Source organism: Bifidobacterium apis (genome assembly GCF_036986835.1).
Taxonomy (GTDB): domain Bacteria; phylum Actinomycetota; class Actinomycetes; order Actinomycetales; family Bifidobacteriaceae; genus Bombiscardovia; species Bombiscardovia apis_A.
Map to the genome: position 1 here is coordinate 520275 of NZ_BTXD01000002.1, position 19316 is coordinate 539590.

A 19316-nucleotide genomic window follows, 5' to 3' on the forward strand; every position below is an offset into this window, starting at 1 on the left:
TTCCGCCCAGGCTCCCCTGGTCTGGTCCCTATTATTCCGTCAGCCGTCTACCGATCAATGGTCAGCGGTGTCTTGGCCGGCAGAATGCGATCGATCAGGAAGATGACCAATGACAAGGCGAAGAAGACGACCAGGTACTCAGCCAGGTTGACTATCAGCTGGGCCCACCCTAGGTGTCCGAGGTCCAAGAAGGCATAGGGGTAGGGATTACCGCCCGGCTCCGGTCCCGAATGAGGCCAGATGGCGGCCCTGATCACTACGAAAGCCACGTAGAAGGGGAAATAGATCAGCCAGGTCAGCACGTTGTGCCAATGGAAACGACGATGCGGGTCGAACAAGAGGAAGTCCACCGATGCCAGGATAGGGCTGATGACGTGAATCATCCATGTGGTCCGGATGCCCAGGACCAGCTTGTAGTCCGTGCTGTTCAGCCCCAGGACCAGGATGGCCACCAGCCCGGTGATGACGATGTAAAGCGTCAGACACCCTTTGAGCCAGGCGGGAGGCTGGATGCCCTTGAGCAAGGTGGCCGCGCCGGCCCAGAGCATGACCAGGCCTAGGGCGATATTGGTCTGGAAGGTAAAATAGACCCACTTGTTGCCGATCCCCAGCAGCCAGGCCTCGTAGGTGCCGCCCAGGCAGAAAAAGGCGATCAGCAATCGGTAGATGCCCACGACGAATCTCATGCGGACCAGCTTAGCCCGACCTTGCGAGGACAGGGCGAGCCAGTAGGTCGGCAGAGGATTAGACTGGGTGCCAACCAAGGGCTTTTTCCACCCACAAAGGGGAAGATATGAACGCTGAAAACAATAGTAAGGACACCGGAACCTCTACGGCTCTGATGACCGATATGTACGAATACACCATGCTGGATGCCGCCCTACAGGACGGTACGGCCGGACGCCAATCCGTCTTCGAGGTCTACACCCGACATCTGCCGACAGGGCGCCGCTACGGAGTTGTAGCAGGCACCGGACGGATTCTGGACGCGCTGGCGGATTTCCACCCCAGCGAGGACGAGCTGCGCTTCCTGTCCGACCGTCACATCGTCAGCCAGACCACCATCGACTGGCTGGAGCACTTCCGCTTCACCGGAACCATCCGCGGCTATCGGGAGGGCGAGATATTCTTCCCCGACTCCCCCATCCTGCAGGTCGAGGGCAGCTTCGGCGAGTGCACCCTGCTGGAGACCCTGATCCTGTCCATACTCAACTACGACTCGGCTGTGGCCTCGGCCGCCTCCCGCATGGTCACCGCGGCCAAGGGACGGCCCTGCATGGATATGGGTGCACGTCGGGCCAACGAGTATGCAGCCGTGGCAGCGGCCAGAGCGGCCATAGTCGGCGGATTCCAGGGGACATCAAACCTGCTGGCGGCCAAGCGATACGGTTTCAAGGCCATCGGAACCGCTGCCCACTCATTCACCCTCCTTCACGACAATGAACGTGAGGCCTTCCAAGGACAGATTCAGGCCCTAGGCAAGGGGACCACTCTGCTGACCGACACCTACTCCATCGAGGAGGCAGTCAGAACAGCCGTCGAGGTTGCCGGACCGGAGCTGGGCGGGGTTCGCATCGACTCCGGAGACCTGGGCTCACTGGCACAGCAGGTCCGCGCCCAGCTGGATTCCCTGGGAGCCACCAAGGCCACCATCACCGTCACCAACGATTTGGACGAGTACGCCATCGCCTCCCTGCAGGACGCTCCGGTGGACTCCTACGGGGTGGGCACCATGCTGGTCACCGGTTCGGGAGCCCCCACCTGCGCCATGGTCTACAAGCTGACCGAGCGCGAGAACTCCAATGGGGACATGGAGGCTGTAGCCAAGAAGTCGGTGGGCAAAGCCTCGGTACCGGGACGCAAGCTGGCCTACCGCTCCTACCACAACGGGGTGGCTGATGCCGAGCACGTCATCTCGGGCGCCGAACAGGCGCTGGCGGCCTATAAACCCGAAGAGGGCTGGCGGGACCTGCTGGTCACCTATGTGGACCATGGCCAGGGCAGGCCGGAGTACCAGGGCGGGCAGGCGGTCCTGGATGCCCGGGAGCACCGGGCCAAGGCCCTTGAAGAGATGCCCATCAACGCCCTCAGCCTGATGAAGGGCGAGCCGGTCCTACCTACTTTGGTCAGGAGCATCTGATGAACGCGCAAAGCGAAACCTACCAGCCAGACCCTAGCCGATATGATTCCACAACCTACCGGCGTTGCGGCGACAGCGGTCTGAAATTGCCGCCCATCTGCCTGGGCTGCTGGCACAACTTCGGCGACACAATGCCACTGGACCGTATGCAGGAGCTGTGCACGACGGCCTTCGACCACGGCATCACCCACTTCGATCTGGCCGACAACTACGGACCCGGACCAGGCGCCGCCGAGCGCAACATGGGGATTATCCTCCGCCGGTGCTTCAGCCACCACCGCCAGGAGCTGGTCATCTCCACCAAGGCCGGCTATGAAATGTGGCCTGGCCCTTACGGGGACCACGGCTCACGCAAGCATCTGCTGTCCGGGCTGGACCAGAGCCTGAAACGGCTGGGGCTTGACTATGTGGACATCTTCTACCACCACCGCCCTGACCCGGACACGCCTCTGGAAGAGACCATGGGCGCCCTGGCCCAGGCGGTCACCAGCGGCAAGGCCCTCTACCTGGGACTGTCCAACTACGACGGGCCGACCATGGCACGGGCCTCGGCCATCCTGACGGAGATGCACGTCCCCTTCGTCATCAACCAGAACCGCTACTCCATCTTCGACAGGACCATCGAGGACAACGGTCTCAAAGAGGCCGTGATGAAAGAGAAGAAGGGACTGATCACCTTTAGCCCGCTGGCCCAGGGACTGCTGACCGACCGCTACCTGCATGGGATTCCCGAAGACAGCCGGATTCGGGCCGACGGCCGCTTCCTCAAGGAGTCTGCCCTGACCCCACAGCGGCTGAAGCAGATTCAGGACCTGAACGAGATGGCCCGCCAACGGGGCCAGAGTCTGGCAGAAATGGCCTTGGCCTGGTTGCTCAGGGACCCTGCTGTGACCTCAGTGCTCATCGGCGCCTCCAAGCCCGAGCAGATCCTGGACAATCTCAAGGCCGTCCAGTCGGCCGACTTCAGCCAGGAGGAGCTGGAGACGATCGACCGGATCGCCTTGGGCAAGCAGTCCTGAAACAATCTGGACCGCTCAGCAACGCTCAGTGGCTGCCGCCGGTCATCTGTTCATAGATGCGCTTGCAGTCCGGGCAGACCGGGTACTGGGAGGGGTCATGCTTGGGCACCCAGACCTTGCCACAAAGGGCCACGACAGGCCGACCGGTCAGCTTGGACTCGGCGATGCGCTCACGGGAGACGTAGTGGGCGAACCTGTCGGCATCGCCCTGATCGTTCAGCCGGGTCTTCTCGGCGGTCTCGGTATCCGGACGGTCCAGCACGGCCGTGCCAGTACCCTGATCGGGGTTCTGCTCTCGCTCTGGATCTTCCATGCGAATGCTCTTGCTTGCAGTCATGACACCATGGTACGGCGGCGAGCTACACGTTCGCTCCCTATGACGCGCTACGCTGAGAATCATGACTATCGCTGTATGCCCTGGCTCATACGATCCGGTCACCTCCGGCCACATGGATGTGATCGAACGTTGCGCCTGCTTCTTCGAGACGGTCCACGTGGTTGTGGCCGTCAATGCCGCCAAGACCCCCATGTTCAGCGAACAGGAGCGGGTGGCCATGATCCGCCGGGCCCTGGACGAGGACGGGTACCCGAATATCACCGTAGCCTCCACCGATGGCCTGATCACCGACTACTGCCGTAAGGTGGGCGCCTCGGTCATCGTCAAGGGACTGAGGCAGAACGGGGACTATGAGGCCGAGCTGGGCATGGCCCTGGTCAATCGCAAGCTGTCCGGGGTGGAAACGCTCTTCCTGCCAGCCGATCCGGTGAGGGAACATATCTCCAGCACCATCGTCAAGGACGTGGCCAGGCATGGAGGGGACATCACCGGCATGGTCCCCGACAGCGTCGTGGACGCGCTGATAGGCACATTGCACAGGAACACACCGCACACGGAAAAGAGCCAATGATGAACGAGCAGACCCAGGAAAGGGACGATGGCGAGCCTATCGACGACTCGACCAGAGCGAGCGCTCCCAAGCCCGCAGTCGACATGAAGGACCTGCCCGACCTGCAGGAGGATCGGAGCGAGAGCAGGAACCCCCGATCGGAATTCACCACCGTCTATGACATCATCGACCGGATCCAGACCATGCTGGATGAGGCCAAGGCCCCAATTTTCAGCCCGGGACTGGTCAAGGTGGACCGAGACGAGCTGGCCGACGACCTCAACGAGCTCAAGAAAATGCTGCCAGTGCAACTGGAGCGGGCCTCGGCGCTCATGAGGGAGGCGGAGCGTCGGCTGAACACGGCTCAGACCCAGGCCAACGCCACCATATCCGATGCCCAGAGTCGGGCTGCGGACATCGTCAAGGAGGCCGGCGAGCAGGCCCGCTTCCTGGCCGGCCAGGAGAATGTAGTGGCCATAGCCCGGCAGAAGGCACAGACCATCATCGACACGGCCCAGGCCCAGGCAGACCGTCTGGTTCAGGGGGCCGATGGGTATGCAGCCCAGGTCATGGGCGAGCTTGACACCCAGCTAGGCAAGATGAGCCAGGATGTGCGTGCCGGCCTGGAGGTTCTCCATCAGCGTGAGCAGGAGGCGGCGCGTAGCATGAACGCGTCAGTCTCGGACCAGGGAGAGGAGGCACAGGGATGAGCAGACCGGAGGATTCCCCTTGGGCGGTTTCAGTGGCCCAGGTGTCGACGCGGGCAGGGCAGAGCACCCGGGTGGACCGTGATTTTCCAGCCCCGGAGGGCATCGGCGACCAGGTAGTGGGCATCCCGGCAGGAACGCCCGTGCATGTGGAGGGCGACATCGACTCCCTGGTGGACGGACTCCTGTTCCAGGCCCATATCAGCGTGCCCCTGAAGACCGAATGCACCCGCTGCCTGAGGCCCGTCAATACCAGCATCAAGGACGACCCGGTGGTCTTCTTCCCCTACAAGGAGCCCGAACCGGAGCCGACCCATGGCAAAGAGGAGATCCTGGCCGAGCAGGAGGAAGAGGCTGGCGGCCAGACCTATCCTCTGGTCAGCGGAGGCGCCTTCATGGATTTGGAGGCCCTGCTGCGTGACACCCTGGTGGAGGCCCTCCCCCTGCAGCCCCTGTGCCGGCCCGACTGCCGGGGCCTGTGCCCCCAGTGCGGCATGGATTTGAATGACCATCCCGATCACCACCACGAGATAATCGATGACCGCTGGGCGGCCCTTGAGGAACTCAAACAGCGTCTGGAGCAAGAGGAGAATCCCGGCAGCGCCGGCCAGGCTGGCGAATGACCGGAGGTTGCGGTAGACTGCTCTACGCTTAAGCTCGAAGTATTCGATCGAAATAGAGGACAATATGGCACTGCCAAAGTACAAGACCTCGCGCGCCAACACCCATTCCCGGCGCGCCAACTGGAAGACCCAGGCCGCCGCTACGGTGACCTGCCCCAACTGCGGAGCTCCTACGCTGCCGCACATGGCATGCCCCAGCTGCGGCATGTACCGCGGGCGCGTCTACCGCGACGCCATCCGTTCGCAGTTCAGCAAGTGAGCCGACTGGCGATCAGAACGCAATGAGAGAACCCCGGCCATCGACGGGTGGCAGGGGTTTTTCCATATCATCAGGCGAAAGGGCCGAGAAAGCGAGAATGGCCATGCAGGAAGGGCACTCCGGAAAGAATCAGGAAGACCATATGCAGCAGGAGGAACAGGAGCAGGTGGATCCCGGCAACCAGGCGGCTGAGGAACTCTTCCAGGCCCTGGGCGGCAGGATCAGCCCGGAGCTGCTGGTACACGCCCTGACCCATCGCTCCTTCGCCCATGAGCACCCAGGCATGCCCAACAACGAACGGCTGGAGTTCCTGGGCGATGCGGTTCTGGAACTGGTGGCCACCGAGACCCTATACAAGGTTCATCCGGACATGACCGAGGGCCAGCTGGCCAAGATGCGGGCCAAGGCGGTCTCCGAGGAGGCCCTGTCGGCCATCGCCCGGGAGAAGCTGCATCTGGGGCAGTATATTCTTCTGGGCCGGGGCGAGAGTGAGAACGGCGGGGCCGATAAGGACTCCATACTCTGTGACACCGTCGAATCACTGATCGGGTCGGTCTTTGTGGAGCACGGCATCGAGGGGGCCAGGACCACCGTCCATACCCTTCTTGACGACACACTGGCCGAGGTGGCCACCGAGGGGCCGGCACTGGATTGGAAGACCTCGATTACCGTCAAGGCCCACAAGCTGGGCTTGGGTGAACCCCGGTATGCCATGGCGGTCTCCGGGCCGGAATACGCCCAGATCTTTACCGCCGAGCTGCGACTGGAGGACGGCGGGACCGTGATCGGCAAGGGCCGGGCCAGCAGCAAGCGGAAGGCCCAACTGGCTGCGGCCGCCCAGGGGTGGAAGCGGCTGGACGACCAGAATCTGCTTGCAACCCTACACGCCGAGCAATCAGCCTGAAGTTCCTGTCGGAATTCCGGCATGCGGTACCGCGCCAACGCGCCGACCAGACCCCTGTTTAGACTATGGGCATAACCCGGAGGCACGCCGTCACAAACGGCACAGGTGCCTCCTCCTGATCGGGATTCGTCCGCCCACCCCGCCGACGCTCCGACAGGTTCGTATTTCGACATGCACGGCCGCAGGTCGGCGCGCAGTCTGGAGGTCGAGAGGAAACATGAGTCTGCCGACACCTCTACAAGCGTTCAGCTCGGTACCCAAAAACTGGGACCATGACGACAAGGATGTCCCTGCCCAGGGCGAGCCCATGACGGGAGCCCAGGCACTGATTCGGTCCCTGGAGGATCTGGGGGTCACCCAGGTCTTCGGCGTTCCAGGAGGCGCCATTCTGCCCGCCTACGACGCCATTGACGATCAGGTGCGCTTCAACTTCACACTGACCCGCCATGAGCAGGCAGCCGGCCACGCAGCCGAGGGCTACGCCGTCTCCACGGGCAAGGTGGGGGTCTGCCTGGTGACCTCCGGACCCGGAGCCACCAACATGGTCACCCCCATAGCCGATGCCATGATGGACTCGGTTCCCCTGGTGGTGGTGACCGGCCAGGTGGGCGTGGACTCCATCGGCACCGACGCCTTCCAGGAAGCCGACATCGTGGGCATCACCTACCCGGTGGCCAAACATTCCTATCTGGTGACCAAGGCCCAGGACATCCCCCGGGTCATGACCGAGGCCTACCACATCGCACGCTCGGGAAGGCCCGGCCCGGTAGTGGTGGACCTGAGCAAGACGGCTCAGAACGGCAAAATGCTCTACTCCTGGCCCCAGGAAATGATCCTGCCTGGCTATAACCCAGTGACGCGTGCCCACGGGCACGTCCTGGACGATGCCGCCCGGCTCCTGGTCCAGTCGCACAGGCCCGTCCTCTATGTGGGCGGCGGCGCAGTCCGGTCAGACGCCCGTCGGCAGGTCCAGGAACTCGTTCGAGCCACCGGTGCCCCCATGGTCACCACCCTGCCTGCGCGTGGCATCGTGCCCGACTCCGACCCGGCTGTTCTGGGAATGCCCGGCATGCACGGAACGGTGGCGGCCAACGGGGCCATCCAGCATTCCGACCTGCTGGTGGCTGTGGGCACACGCTTCGACGACCGGGTGACCGGCAGCCTGGAGGACTTCGCCCCGGTGGCCCGGGTCATCCACATCGACATCGACCCGGCCGAAATCGGTAAGAACAGGCAGGCGGACGTACCCATCGTCGGGGATGTGGGCCAGGTGCTGGACGATCTGATCCCAGCGCTCAAGGCCGCCCAGCGCACCTGGGGCAAGCCCGACCTCAAGCCCTGGTGGCGGCTGATCGACGGGTGGCGGCACGACTACCCCACCACCTTTGAACCCAGCCCGGATGGCACACTGGCCCCTCAGTGGGTGGTCCAGACCCTGAGCAACAAGGCCGACCCCAATACCATCTGGGTATCCGGTGTAGGTCAGCACCAGATGTGGGCCAGCCAGTTCATCGACTTCGAACGCACCCGCTCCTGGGTCTCCTCCTGCGGACTGGGGACCATGGGCTACGGTCTGCCCGCCGCAATAGGCACGGCAATCGGCACCCGAGAAGAGGATGATCCGAGGCCCGTCTGGCTGATTGACGGGGACGGCTCTTTCCAGATGACCTCCGAGGAACTGGCCACGGCCGGGCAGGCGGGACTGCCCATCCGCATCGCCATACTGAACAACTCGGTCTACGGCATGGTCCGTCAGTGGCAGACCCTCTTCTATGGCAGCCACTACTCCCAGACCAACCTGGAGGACGGCGGCGCCAAGCCCACAGACGGCAACGGCATCCCCGACTTCGTCAAGCTGGCCGAGGCCTATGGCTGCCTGGGACTGCGGGCCTTTACCCAGGAGCAGGCCCTGGAGGCCATCGATAAGGCCAACGCGGTGACCGACCGACCGGTCCTGATCGACTTCCGCGTCTGGAAGGATGCCATGGTATGGCCCATGGTCCCAGCAGGCGCCTCCAATGACACCATCATCTACAAGCCTGGCGTGCAGCCCCTGGCCGGCATCCGTCCGGAGCAGGAGCAGGCCGAGCCGCGCGAGCAGACCGGAGCCGACCGGGCAGCCATGGCCAGCGACGCCGCCGGTCGCATGAACAAGTAGGAAAGGGGCACCACATGGCCAATTATCCAGCATCCAAGCCCGGTTCCGAACGACACACCCTTTCCGTCCTTGTCGAGAACCGCCCCGGCGTCCTGGCCAGGGTGGCCGGCCTGTTCGCCCGGCGCGCCTTCAACATCAACTCCCTGTCCGTCTCGTCCACCGAGCGGGACGACATCTCCCGGATAACGGTCACAGCAGACGTGGAGGCCGTCCCCCTGGAGCAGATCATCAAGCAACTCAACAAACTCCTGCACGTGCTCAAGATCGTCGAGCTCAAGGGCGACGAGGCCGTGGAGCGCGAGCTGGTCATGATCAAGGTCAAGGCCAACGAGCGCAACCGCTCCGACGTACTGGAGATCGTCAAACTCTTCCGCGTGCGCGTGGTCGACGTCCACCCCGAGTCCCTGACCATTGAGGCCACCGGGGCCGAAGGCAAACTGGAGGCCCTGCTGCGGCTGTTGCGGCCCTTCGGCATCATCGAGCTGGTCCGTTCGGGCGCTGTAGCCGTTACCCGAGGTCCCCGGGCCCTGAGCGAGAAGGTGCTGGGCTCCCAGATCACCGATCGCTGACTCCCAGGACTTCCATCCAAGGCTGGCGGTAGATTGGGGAATCATGCCCATCTATGATCTCGGTCTGGAACACGTCGCTCTATCCTTCGCCACAAAAACCATCTTTACGGATGTGACGCAGGGCATCTTCGAGGGTGACCGGATCGGCATCGTTGGCCGAAACGGCGACGGCAAGTCCACCCTGCTACACCTGCTGAAGGGCACACAGGAACCCGATCAGGGCCGGGTGACCATGCGCAATGGACTCACCTTCGGCATGCTGGACCAACGTGATCCCCTGAAGGACGAGGACACGGTCCGCAAGGCGGCCCTGGAGAATCGGCAAGACTACGAGTGGGCTGCCGACCCCAGATCGCGCGAAATCGTTGAATCCCTTCTGGGTGGCATGGAGCTGGAGGCCAAGGTGGGTACCCTGTCCGGTGGTCAGCGCCGCAGGGTGGACCTGGCCCGGTTGCTGCTGCGGGATTGGGACATCCTGGCCCTGGATGAGCCGACCAATCATCTGGATCTGCTCACCATCCACTGGCTGGCCGAGCACCTGAAGAACCGCTGGGCCAAGAACTCCGGAGCCCTCCTGCTGGTCACCCACGACCGCTGGTTCCTGGACGAAGTCTGCACCTCCATGTGGGAGGTACATGACGGAACCATCGACCCCTTCGAGGGCGGCTACAGCGCCTACATGCTCCAGCGGGTGGAGCGCGAGCGCCAGGCGGATCTGGCCGAGACCAAGCGCCGCAACCTGGCCCGCAAGGAACTGGCCTGGCTGACCCGAGGCGCCCGGGCCCGATCGACCAAGCAGAAGTTCCATGTCAAGGCCGCGCAGGAACTGATCGCCGACGTGCCACCCATGCGCAACAGCCTGGAACTCAAGCGGATGGCCACCTCCCGCCTGGGCAAGCAGGTGGTGGACCTGGTCGACGTGACCAAGATCTATCCAGGGGCCGACTCCGATGCCAATGGAAACCAAAACGACCGGGTCCCCTCCCCTCATGCCGAACGCCCCCTGATGGGATCGGTGACCGTGGCCGCCGATCCCGGCAAGGAGCGTCCAAGCACTGCAGCGGCCGACACCCTTACCATCAGCGGACACAAGGTCCTGGACGACGTGACCTGGTTGATCGGCCCTGGCGACCGGTTTGGCATCGTAGGCGCCAACGGAGCGGGCAAGTCCACCCTGCTGGGTCTGATTGACGGCAGCGTGGCTCCCACAGCAGGCCACGTCAAGGTCGGCAAGACGGTCCGCTTTGCGGTGCTGACCCAGCGTCTGGACGAGCTGGAGAAACTGGGCCGCTATCGGATCAAGGAGGTCCTCAGCCGTTACAAACCCACCTATCTAGTGGAGGGCAAGGAGGTGTCCCCGAGCCAGTTGATGGAGCGTCTGGGCTTTGAAAGCTCCCAACTGATGACCAGAATCAGCGACCTGTCTGGCGGACAGAAGCGCCGCATGCAGCTCTTGCTCATCCTGCTGGACGAACCCAACGTGCTGATCATGGACGAGCCAGGCAACGACCTGGATACCGACATGCTGGCCGTCATGGAGGACATGCTGGACTCATGGCCGGGCACCCTGATCGTGGTCTCCCATGATCGCTACCTGCTGGAGCGGGTGACCGACCAGCAGTTCGCGCTGATCAACGGCAAGGTGGTTCATCTGCCCGGCGGTGTTCAGGACTACCTGGATATGGTCGATTCGGCCGACCGGGAGGCAGCGGATGCACCGGGCCGGGCATCAGCCAAGGAGGCCGGAGACTCCAATCAGGCCAAGGCCGAACGAGTTGCCAGACGAAATCTGAATAAGCAGGCCTCTGCCATCGAACGCAAGCTAGCCAAGCTGGCCGATCAGCGCAAGGATCTTGAACGGCAGATGGCCGAGCACGACCCCGGCGACTACCAGGGCCTCAACGAGCTCAACAGCAAGCTCAAGGATCTGACCGGACAGTCAGACCAGCTGGAGGAGGAGTGGCTGACCATCGGGGAGGAGCTGGAGTAGTAGCCTCAGGCGGCAGCCAGCTGAGCGGCCTGGGTCGAGCACCGGGCCGCAAAGGCAGAGAAGATCGCGTCGGCCAGAGGTTGCATCTGCGGCATCCCCTTGATAAATTCGTCGCGCATTTTAGCAATCTTGGACTTCTTCATCGTTCCGACCATGCTCGGCACCTGCATCCACTCCTCGAAGAGGGGCGCCGTAACCTCCAGGTGGAACTGCAGGCCCAGGGCTGACCCAAGTCGAAAAGCCTGAACCTTGGTTGCCTGGGAGCGGGCCAGGAGCTTGGCCCCAGGCGGCAGGGTGACCTGGTCGGCATGCCAGTGCAACACGTCCGTATTCTTGCTCCACATGGCCACGTCGTCATCCTGCCCCACCCAGCGGATGGGCCCCATGCCGTATTCGGGCTCCTGGTCCTTCAACAGGGTGCCTCCCAGGGCCCGCGCCACAATCTGATGCCCCAGGCAGATTCCCAGAATGGGCTTGTTTGCAGCCATTGCCGCCTTGGCCAGCTTGGTCTCCGCCTTGAGTCCGGGGTGTTGCGCGTAGTCGTCAGCCGACATGGGCCCGCCCATGATGACCAGCCCCGCCAACTCACGCGAGCGCGGCAGCTTGGGCTTTTTCTCATCCACGATATTGGTGATCTCGGTGTCCAGCCCGCACTCCTGGAGGTTATCGAGAATGCGACCCGGCTTTTCCCAATCCACATGCTGGAGCACCAGCACCCTAGGTTTCGCCATGATTCCATTCTTGCACATATGCCCTCGGACCGGGTCCGTAGGCTCGGCATTTCCGCTTGGACAGTCAGCAAGCCTTGATAGGCTCAAGGGTATGGACACGAGTTCGCAACCGCATGATTCCAAGGCTTCAGTCAGTCTGGCCGCAGCTGGTCTGCGTCTGTATGACACGGCTGATCACAAGGTGACCCCTTTCCAGCCCATCGAACCGGGCAAGGTTGGCATCTACGTGTGTGGGGCCACGGTGCAGAGCTCACCCCACATTGGCCATATCAGGACCACGCTGGCCTTCGACGTGATCCGCCGCTGGCTGCTCAGGCTGGGATACCAGGTGACCCTGATCAGGAACGTGACTGACATCGACGACAAAATCCTGACCAAGGCGGCGGCCAACGGCCAGCGCTGGTGGGAACGGGCCTACATCTACGAGCGCGAATTCACCCATGCCTACGAGACCATGGGGGTTCTGCCACCCACATACGAGCCCAGAGCCACCGGACACATCCCCGAGATGATCGATCTGATACAGCGCATCATCGATCGTGGCCACGCCTATGTGGTGCCCGACGAACAGGGTCGCCCATCAGGCAACGTCTACTTCGACGTGGCCTCCTGGCCCGAATATGGTGCCCTGACCCACCAGCAGACCGGCACCCAGCCCGCCGACGAACAGGCCGCCGCCAACGACCGGCTGGGACCCAGCATCGACACCGATGGGCAGAATACCGACGCCGATGAGGAGCCCGGCAAGCGTGATCCCCGCGACTTCGCACTGTGGAAGGCACCCAAGCCCACCGATCCGCCCACGGCTCGCTGGCAAACACCCTTCGGCACAGGTCGGCCGGGCTGGCATCTGGAATGCTCAGCCATGAGCCACCGCTATCTGGGTGCGGATTTCGACATCCACGGAGGCGGCCTGGACCTGCGATTCCCCCACCACGAGAACGAGATGGCCCAGTCGCACGCGGCAGGCTGGGGATTCGCCCATCGATGGATGCACACGGCTTGGGTGACCCAGAAGGGCGAAAAAATGAGCAAGTCTCTGGGCAACGGACTGTCCGTGGACCAGGTGCTCTCGCAGCATCCGGCCTGGGTGGTGCGCTACGCTCTGGTCTCGGTGCAGTACCGGTCCATGCTGGAATGGTCTGACCAGTCCCTTCAGGAGGCTCAGGGCGCCTACGATCGCATCAGCAACTTCGTGGACCGGGCCGGTCGGATCCTGGGAGCACAGCCCGAGCGTGACCGCGTGGCGGGACTGGGCGCGGACAATCTGCCAGAGGACTTCGTACAGGCCATGAATGACGACATCAACGTGTCAGGCGGCCTGGCTGCCCTCTATGCACTGATCCGTCAAGCCAACGCGGCAATGGATGCGGACCCGGCAGCTCTGGACCGGAAGTGGCTGTCCAACGCCCTGCTTCAGGTCAGGGCCATGCTGGATGTCTTCGGACTTGATCCCCTCGATCCCCACTGGGCAGGAGCCGCATCCGACCAGGACGATCGGGCTATGAGGACCTTGGATACCCTGGTAGGCCAGCAGTTGCTGGAACGCGAACAAGCACGGAAAGATCATGACTTCGCCCGTGCCGATGCCATCCGGGACCAGCTGTCGGCGGCTGGCGTAGCCGTGGCGGACACGCCCGCTGGCAGCACCTGGGATCTGAGCCGCTGAACCCATGTCCGACATACGCGACGTCGCCAGGAGAGCCGGGGTCTCGGTCAGCACAGTCTCCTATGCCTTCTCCGGCAAGCGTCCCGTCTCTCCGGAAACCTACCACCGAATCATGCAGGCCGCCGACGAACTGGACTACGCCCCGGATGCCGGCGCCCGGATGCTACGAGCCAAGCGCAATCAGATCGTCGCCCTGAGCGCCCCTCTGCGCCCCGGGCAGAACCGGGCCTCCTACGCGGACTACTTCATCGAGATGGCCAGCTGCGAGCATGCTCGTGGCTATGACTCCCTGCTGCTGACCGCCGAGAACGGCGTCGAAGATATTCGGCGGGTCACCCGTAGCAATCTGGCCGACGGCGTGGTCCTGATGGATCTGGTGGACGATGACATCCGTGCCGCCCAGGCCTCCTCATACGGACGTCCCTGCGTGGCTCTGGGAGTGCCTCGAGAACACACAGCCTGCGCCTGCGTGGATCTGGACTTCGACCTGATGGGACGCATGGCGGTGGAAGCCATGGCCCGAGCCGGACGCAAACGCCTGCTCTTTTTGGAGGATCTGGAGGGCGAATACCGGCGCGGGTCCGGCTTCCGTCTTATCCTGCTGCGCAGTCTCAAGACCTGGGCCCGCCGCCTGGGCATGGACCTGCAGCTTCAGCCTGGGCCTACCGGCAGCGATCTGGCCTACACCCAGCAGGTGCTGGACATCATCCATCATGGTCGCATCGATGGCCTGATCGGCCAGATTCGCCCCTCTCTGCTTGACACCGTGGTGGTCCGCATGCGCTCGGACGGTGTGAGCATTCCCGACGATGTGGCTGTTCTGTCCTGCGCCGCAGGCAAGGTCAGCCCCACTCTTGAGCTTCAAGGCATCTCCGAGATGCCCCTCACACCCCGCTCACTGTGTGCCAAGGCCGCGGATCTGCTGACCCAGGCTGTGGAGGAGGGGGTTTCCCTGGCCGGTCGAGTCCAACTGGAGCGCCCCAGACTGATCGACCGCTCCTCCATCAGCCGATAGAGGCTGGAGGCCCCCAGAGCCGCTCAGCGGGGCCGGCGATCCCGCTCCCCTGTCTCCAGCACATTGTGCGGGAAGGGCTGGTGGGGCTCCTGCTGGTACCAGTAGGCCACGCTGGCCAGGTCGTCCTGACGCTCGAAGTAGCCCTGTTCGTCTACGCCTATCTGTTGCAAGGTCACCTTGATGTCGCTGCTGAAAATAATGGGGTCGGGGATGTGCCAACGGTAGAACCCTCTGGTCACCGGGGTGTCAGCATCCCAGTACTGGGATTCGCGGTTGTCCAACTGCCTGGAGTGGAAGGGAAATCCCATGTAGGCCCCGCTGTAGGTGACCTCGTGCATCCGGCCATCGGGGTCCTGCCCGGCAAAGCTCCAGGCGCCGCCGAAGTAATCCTCGCTGCCCGTGGAGCACCAGGTGGGATAGTCCTTGTCCCCGTCCAGGTAGACCTTGACCTCGCCCTCGCCCCACCAGCGGCTCTCCAGGGCGGTCAGGGCCAGATAGGTGCCCACGTAGGAGCCCCGACCATGCACTCCGTCCAGGATCACGTAGTCCTGACCCAGTTCAGTGACCCGCTGACGGCGCCACTGGGCATGGAAGGTCATGACCTCCTCGGGCAATCTGTCCTTTTCCACGTAGTCGATCTGATAGAAGAAGGCCTCAAGGGGTTCGTTGTGCCGGTTGCGCAGGACGATCCGGGCCCCGTCATGGAAGGGCATGGGCCAGTAGCAGTTGAAGCCCCGGCGCGGATAGACGGCCACGGGCACGGACTCCACCCGGCAGGCCTGGGCATGGCCGCAGCAGAAGAAATCGCCCAGAGGCACGCAGACGGAGGGTGTCTGTTCGCCATCCCAGTAACATTCCAGGATCAGATTGCGCAGGACGTTGGGCCCGGTGGGCGAGGTGGCATCGGTCACGGTCATCCAGATATGACGGATCTCGCCCGCTCCGGACAGGTCGGCCAGAACCATATCCTGCCCAGGAGGAATGTTCCTCAGGCAGGGGGTCCCCTTTCTGGATGGACCGAGATTGCTGGCCGTCATAGCTGCGCTGCCCTTGCCTCCCCGAGGGTTCTCGGCGTTGATGCAGCGGGTGCGGTCTGTGGATGGGCGGGTCAGCGCCTCAAGACCGTTGGTGATGTTCGGCATGGTCATAGCCATGGTTGTGATTTGCCTTTCATATTCGGGCCGCCCGCTCCCCTCCCTTGCCTTCTTGCAGCGGGCGGCCATTGTTCAGTGTACTTGTGCAGCGACGATTACTTGACAGCGCCAGCCACTATCCCCTGCGAGAGCTTCCTCTGGAAGAAGATGAAGAAGATGATGGTGGGAATGATGCTGAGCAGGGAGGCGGAGGCCAGATCGGTGGCAGCCATGGTGTGCTGCCCCTGCATGGTCGCCAGTGCCAGCGGGATGGTCTGCGTCTTCTCGCTCATCAGGAAGGCCATGGGGATCATGTACTCGTTCCAGGTCCAGATGAAGAAGAAGACGAAGAGGACGCTGATGGTCGACCAGGACACCGGCAGCACGATCTTGCGCAGAATCTGCCAGCGCGAGGCCCCGTCGACGGTGGCCGCCTCCAGGATGGCCTGGGGGAAGGTCCCGTAGACCGAGGAGAGCAGGTAGGTGCCATAGGCGCTCTGGATGATGGTGAAGATGATGATGATGGACCACTGGGAGTTATAGAAGCCCATCCACTTGAACATGACGTAGAGCGGGTAGAGCAAGGCCTCTTGGGGAACCATGTTGGCCAGCATGATGAACAGGAGGATGACCGTGTTGCCCTTGACCCTGCCAATGCCCAGGGCGAAGGAATTGAGGACCGAAAGCAGGACCCCGACCACGGCAACCACCAGAGAGATAAGCAGTGAATTGCCCAGCTTGAGCGGGAAATTGCTCTTGTTCCAGAAGGAGATGATGCCGTCCATGCTGAAGTGGGCGGGCACGGACAAGGGGCCTGTGGCGTTGTAGTCAGCCGTGGTCTTGAAGGCGTTCAGGACCAGGATCAGCAGGGGGAAGAGCATGATTACGGCTCCGGCGATCAACAGGATCAGACCGGCCCAGTCCCCCCAGGTACGGATTCTACGGGCGTGCCGGGAGGACACCCGGGCGTCGGCTTGCAGTGTGGCTTGATTATTCATGATGTGCTTCCTAGCCTTCCTCAGGCGATGCTCTTTTGCACGCGCTTCTGCACGATGGTGAAGACGATGGAGAAGATGACGATGACCACGGTCAGGGATGTCGAGATAGCGGCGCCGTAGCCCACCTGCTGCACCTGGAAGAACTGGTTGTAGGAGTAGTAGGAGGGAACCATGGTGGAGGTGCCGGGCCCGCCCTTGGTCAGCAGATAGACCGGAGCGAAGGTCTTCAGGGCGCCGATGGTGGAGGTGAGGATGACCACCAGCAGCTCGGGGATGATGGAGGGCAGGGTGATGACGCGGAACTTCTGCCACCAGTTGGCCCCGTCCAGGCTGGCCGCCTCGTAGAGCTCGGGATCCACCCGCTGCAGTCCGGACATGAAGATGACGATGGGATAACCCAACTGGATCCAGATCAGGATGACCATGAGGATGGGCAGGGCCGTGGTGGTCGAACCCAGCCAGTTGTGGGCCAATCCACCCAGGCCGATCTTGGTCAGCAGGTCGTTGACCGCACCATCTTCAGGGCGGAAGATCCAGCCCATGATGATGGTGGCCACGGCCACAGGCAGAACCTGGGGCAGGTAGTAAAGGGCCCGTAGGGTCGAGGAGGTGTGGGGGCCGAACTTCTTCTGGATCACGTCGGTCAGGGCCGAGGAAATCAGCAGGCCCAGGACCGTGGGAATGATGACGATGGCCACAATAATCCAGAGGGTGTGGCCGAAGGAGACCCAGAAGGTCGAGTCGCCCATGAGCCGTCGCCAGTTGCGCAGACCCACCCACTTGGTCGGCCCCACCCCCCTCCAACGGGTGAAGCTCAGGTAGATGTTCCAGAAGATGGGCACTATGACGATGGCCACGATGCCTATCAGACCGGGAATCAGATAAGGGACGAACCGCGAGGGCGCACTGCCCGGGATGCGGGACTGCGCCTTCTTCCTGCTATGTGTGTCAGACATGCTTGTACTCTCCTTGGCGGATTGACGCAGCTCAGTCGTCATCCAGATCGAGCTGGGCGACGCCGTCGTCGTAGTTCTTATGCAGGGTGTCCAGAACCTGGTCGGGGCTCTTGGTGCCGTTGACCAGCTCTTGGAAGGCGGCCGGCATGGCGTCGGTCAGGTTGGGCGCAGGGTAGTCGGGGTAGTAGCTCATCCGGCTGGCGTCCGAGGCTTTGGTGTATTCATTGACCAGATCACGGCTCTTGGGGTTGGTGATGGCCGCCGTATCGGCCGCCACTGGCACACCGCCCTTGTTGCCGATGTAGTTCTGAACCTCCTTGGACAGGACCACGTTGATATAGCGGGCCGCGGCATCCTTGCGCCGGGACTTCTGCGGGATGACCAGCAGGTTGCCTGCGCAGCCCTCGACCATCCTGGCCCCTGGGAAAATGGATGCCGTCCAGTCGAAGGCCTTCACCTGTTCCATGAAGCGGGTCTGGTTCCAGGTGCCGGTCTGGTAGATGGGATAGGTCCCCTTGATGAAGGCCGTGGTCGTATCCTCGGCCTTCATACCGGTGGCATTCTTGGAGATGTATCCCTTGTCGACCCAGTCACGGATGGTGTTGGTGGCGAAGGTCAGCGGCTTGCTGCGCCAGTTGACCGGATGCTTGTAGAGCTGCCAGTCGTCGACGAATTGGGCATCGGCCTTGGTCATGGCCAGCTGCCACCAGAGCCAAAGCACCCCGTATTCCTGGGCATCGGCCGCTATGGGCGTGACCCCGTGGCTCTTGAAGGCCTTGAGGGCAGCCACAAACTGGTCAAAGGTTTGCGGGATGGGGATCTTGTACTTGGCAAAGAGGTCCTTGTTGTAGTAGACCCGCTGCATCTCCGCGTAGGAGGAAACCCCGTACCAGGTATCCCCGTCCATGACGCCGCGCTTGTCGTACTTGCCCACCGCCGCCGCCTGGCCGCGCACCTTCTTGTCCCAGCCGTACTTCTGCACATAGGGCTTCAGGTCAGTCAGCAGCTGCAGGGTGGACAGGACCCCGGCCGAGCCGTTGCCTCGATTGGACTCCATGACGTCCGGGGCGTCGTCCGAGTTGAGGAACTGGCTGCCATTCTGGGCGATCTGCGTGAAAGACTTGACCTCGAAATCCACCTTGATGCCGGTCTGCCGGGTAAAGATATCGGCAGCCTTCAGCCAGCCCCGGGCCTGGCCGCTGCTTGGCTCCTCGTAGTACCAGATCTTGATGCTGGACGGATGGGCTTCCTGGGGAGCATCGCCCCCCGATCCGCAGGCCGCCAGCGGCAGGATCGACATGGCCAAGGCCAAGGCCGCCCCGATCCCTCTTCTGATCTTCATGATGGCTCCTAACTTCCTTGCATCCTTGCATCCAGTTATCGCAATTCGACTTGTCGAAAGGTTTCGACTTCGGGCGGACTGCAGGGCACTAATCATCTCCGTCGATGCACCCGAGGTATCGAATCGTTTCGACTCAGTATAGAGGCTCAAATGGAATCATGTCAACTGGGCACACTGAAGAGGACGGGTGAAAATACGGAAAACCCTTCCCCTTGC

At 62.8% G+C, this 19316-nt stretch carries 19 protein-coding genes; 12 read left to right on the forward strand and 7 right to left on the reverse strand.

Annotated features, from left to right (window positions below; all coding sequences use genetic code 11):
• Positions 1–47 precede the first annotated feature (47 nt).
• Positions 48–686, reverse strand: coding sequence for a Pr6Pr family membrane protein (locus AACP62_RS05855; protein WP_339347018.1), 639 nt, complete (start codon positions 684–686; stop codon positions 48–50).
• Between the two features lie 107 nt (positions 687–793).
• On the opposite strand from AACP62_RS05855, the gene AACP62_RS05860 reads away from it, so the two are divergent.
• Both AACP62_RS05860 and AACP62_RS05865 read left to right on the forward strand, forming a co-directional pair.
• Complete coding sequence (locus AACP62_RS05860; RefSeq protein WP_339347020.1) at positions 794–2140, forward strand: nicotinate phosphoribosyltransferase; 1347 nt, start codon at positions 794–796, stop codon at positions 2138–2140.
• A complete protein-coding gene (locus AACP62_RS05865; RefSeq protein ID WP_339347022.1) occupies positions 2140–3159 on the forward strand; it encodes an aldo/keto reductase in 1020 nt (339 codons plus the stop codon). The genes AACP62_RS05860 and AACP62_RS05865 overlap by 1 nt, the downstream gene beginning before the upstream one ends.
• A 25-nt stretch (positions 3160–3184) precedes the next feature.
• On the opposite strand, the gene AACP62_RS05870 is transcribed toward AACP62_RS05865, so the two are convergent.
• The gene (locus AACP62_RS05870) at positions 3185–3496 is read right to left on the reverse strand and encodes a DUF3039 domain-containing protein (RefSeq protein ID WP_024627652.1); all 312 of its coding nucleotides are present in this window, start codon (positions 3494–3496) and stop codon (positions 3185–3187) included.
• Between the two features lie 61 nt (positions 3497–3557).
• Here AACP62_RS05870 and coaD point away from each other — a divergent pair, with 61 nt between their 5' ends.
• The 8 genes from coaD (at position 3558) to AACP62_RS05910 (ending at position 11256) form a co-directional block, all read left to right on the forward strand.
• Positions 3558–4067 (forward strand): pantetheine-phosphate adenylyltransferase, encoded by a 510-nt coding sequence (gene coaD / locus AACP62_RS05875; RefSeq protein WP_339347023.1) that lies wholly within the window; start codon positions 3558–3560, stop codon positions 4065–4067.
• The gene (locus AACP62_RS05880) at positions 4064–4756 is read left to right on the forward strand and encodes an SPFH domain-containing protein (protein WP_339347024.1); all 693 of its coding nucleotides are present in this window, start codon (positions 4064–4066) and stop codon (positions 4754–4756) included. Before coaD ends, AACP62_RS05880 begins: the two co-directional genes overlap by 4 nt.
• Positions 4753–5376, forward strand: coding sequence for a YceD family protein (locus AACP62_RS05885; RefSeq protein WP_339347026.1), 624 nt, complete (start codon positions 4753–4755; stop codon positions 5374–5376). Before AACP62_RS05880 ends, AACP62_RS05885 begins: the two co-directional genes overlap by 4 nt.
• Before the next feature lie 64 nt (positions 5377–5440).
• Positions 5441–5635, forward strand: a complete 195-nt coding sequence (gene rpmF, locus AACP62_RS05890; RefSeq protein ID WP_029677727.1) for a 50S ribosomal protein L32 — start codon at positions 5441–5443, stop codon at positions 5633–5635.
• A gap of 142 nt (positions 5636–5777) precedes the next feature.
• Positions 5778–6539 carry a ribonuclease III gene (rnc, locus tag AACP62_RS05895; protein ID WP_339347313.1) on the forward strand — a complete coding sequence of 254 codons (762 nt, stop codon included), beginning with the start codon at positions 5778–5780 and terminating at the stop codon, positions 6537–6539.
• A 217-nt stretch (positions 6540–6756) separates the two neighbouring features.
• Entirely contained in the window at positions 6757–8697 is a 1941-nt protein-coding gene (locus tag AACP62_RS05900) for an acetolactate synthase large subunit (protein ID WP_339347028.1), read from the forward strand.
• A 14-nt stretch (positions 8698–8711) separates the two neighbouring features.
• Positions 8712–9266, forward strand: a complete 555-nt coding sequence (ilvN, locus tag AACP62_RS05905) for an acetolactate synthase small subunit (protein ID WP_029677724.1) — start codon at positions 8712–8714, stop codon at positions 9264–9266.
• A gap of 43 nt (positions 9267–9309) precedes the next feature.
• A complete protein-coding gene (locus AACP62_RS05910; RefSeq protein WP_339347029.1) occupies positions 9310–11256 on the forward strand; it encodes an ATP-binding cassette domain-containing protein in 1947 nt (648 codons plus the stop codon).
• Positions 11257–11261: 5 nt separating this feature from the next.
• Here AACP62_RS05910 and AACP62_RS05915 read toward each other — a convergent pair whose 3' ends face one another.
• Complete coding sequence (locus tag AACP62_RS05915) at positions 11262–11987, reverse strand: type 1 glutamine amidotransferase (protein WP_339347030.1); 726 nt, start codon at positions 11985–11987, stop codon at positions 11262–11264.
• A 91-nt stretch (positions 11988–12078) separates the two neighbouring features.
• Between AACP62_RS05915 and cysS the strand changes: the two genes are divergently transcribed.
• On the forward strand, positions 12079–13656 hold the full coding sequence (gene cysS, locus AACP62_RS05920) for a cysteine--tRNA ligase (RefSeq protein WP_339347033.1): 1578 nt from the start codon (positions 12079–12081) through the stop codon (positions 13654–13656).
• A gap of 4 nt (positions 13657–13660) precedes the next feature.
• The gene (locus tag AACP62_RS05925; protein WP_339347035.1) at positions 13661–14671 is read left to right on the forward strand and encodes a LacI family DNA-binding transcriptional regulator; all 1011 of its coding nucleotides are present in this window, start codon (positions 13661–13663) and stop codon (positions 14669–14671) included.
• 23 nt (positions 14672–14694) lie between these two features.
• Here AACP62_RS05925 and AACP62_RS05930 read toward each other — a convergent pair whose 3' ends face one another.
• The 4 genes from AACP62_RS05930 to AACP62_RS05945 all read right to left on the reverse strand — a co-directional run bounded on the left by AACP62_RS05930 (position 14695) and on the right by AACP62_RS05945 (position 19100).
• The gene (locus AACP62_RS05930; protein ID WP_425332917.1) at positions 14695–15825 is read right to left on the reverse strand and encodes a glycoside hydrolase family 172 protein; all 1131 of its coding nucleotides are present in this window, start codon (positions 15823–15825) and stop codon (positions 14695–14697) included.
• Positions 15826–15920: 95 nt separating this feature from the next.
• On the reverse strand, positions 15921–16802 hold the full coding sequence (locus AACP62_RS05935) for a carbohydrate ABC transporter permease (protein WP_029677718.1): 882 nt from the start codon (positions 16800–16802) through the stop codon (positions 15921–15923).
• Positions 16803–16822: 20 nt separating this feature from the next.
• Entirely contained in the window at positions 16823–17758 is a 936-nt protein-coding gene (locus AACP62_RS05940) for a carbohydrate ABC transporter permease (RefSeq protein WP_024627639.1), read from the reverse strand.
• A 31-nt stretch (positions 17759–17789) separates the two neighbouring features.
• Positions 17790–19100, reverse strand: coding sequence for an ABC transporter substrate-binding protein (locus tag AACP62_RS05945; RefSeq protein WP_339347039.1), 1311 nt, complete (start codon positions 19098–19100; stop codon positions 17790–17792).
• Positions 19101–19316 lie beyond the last annotated feature (216 nt).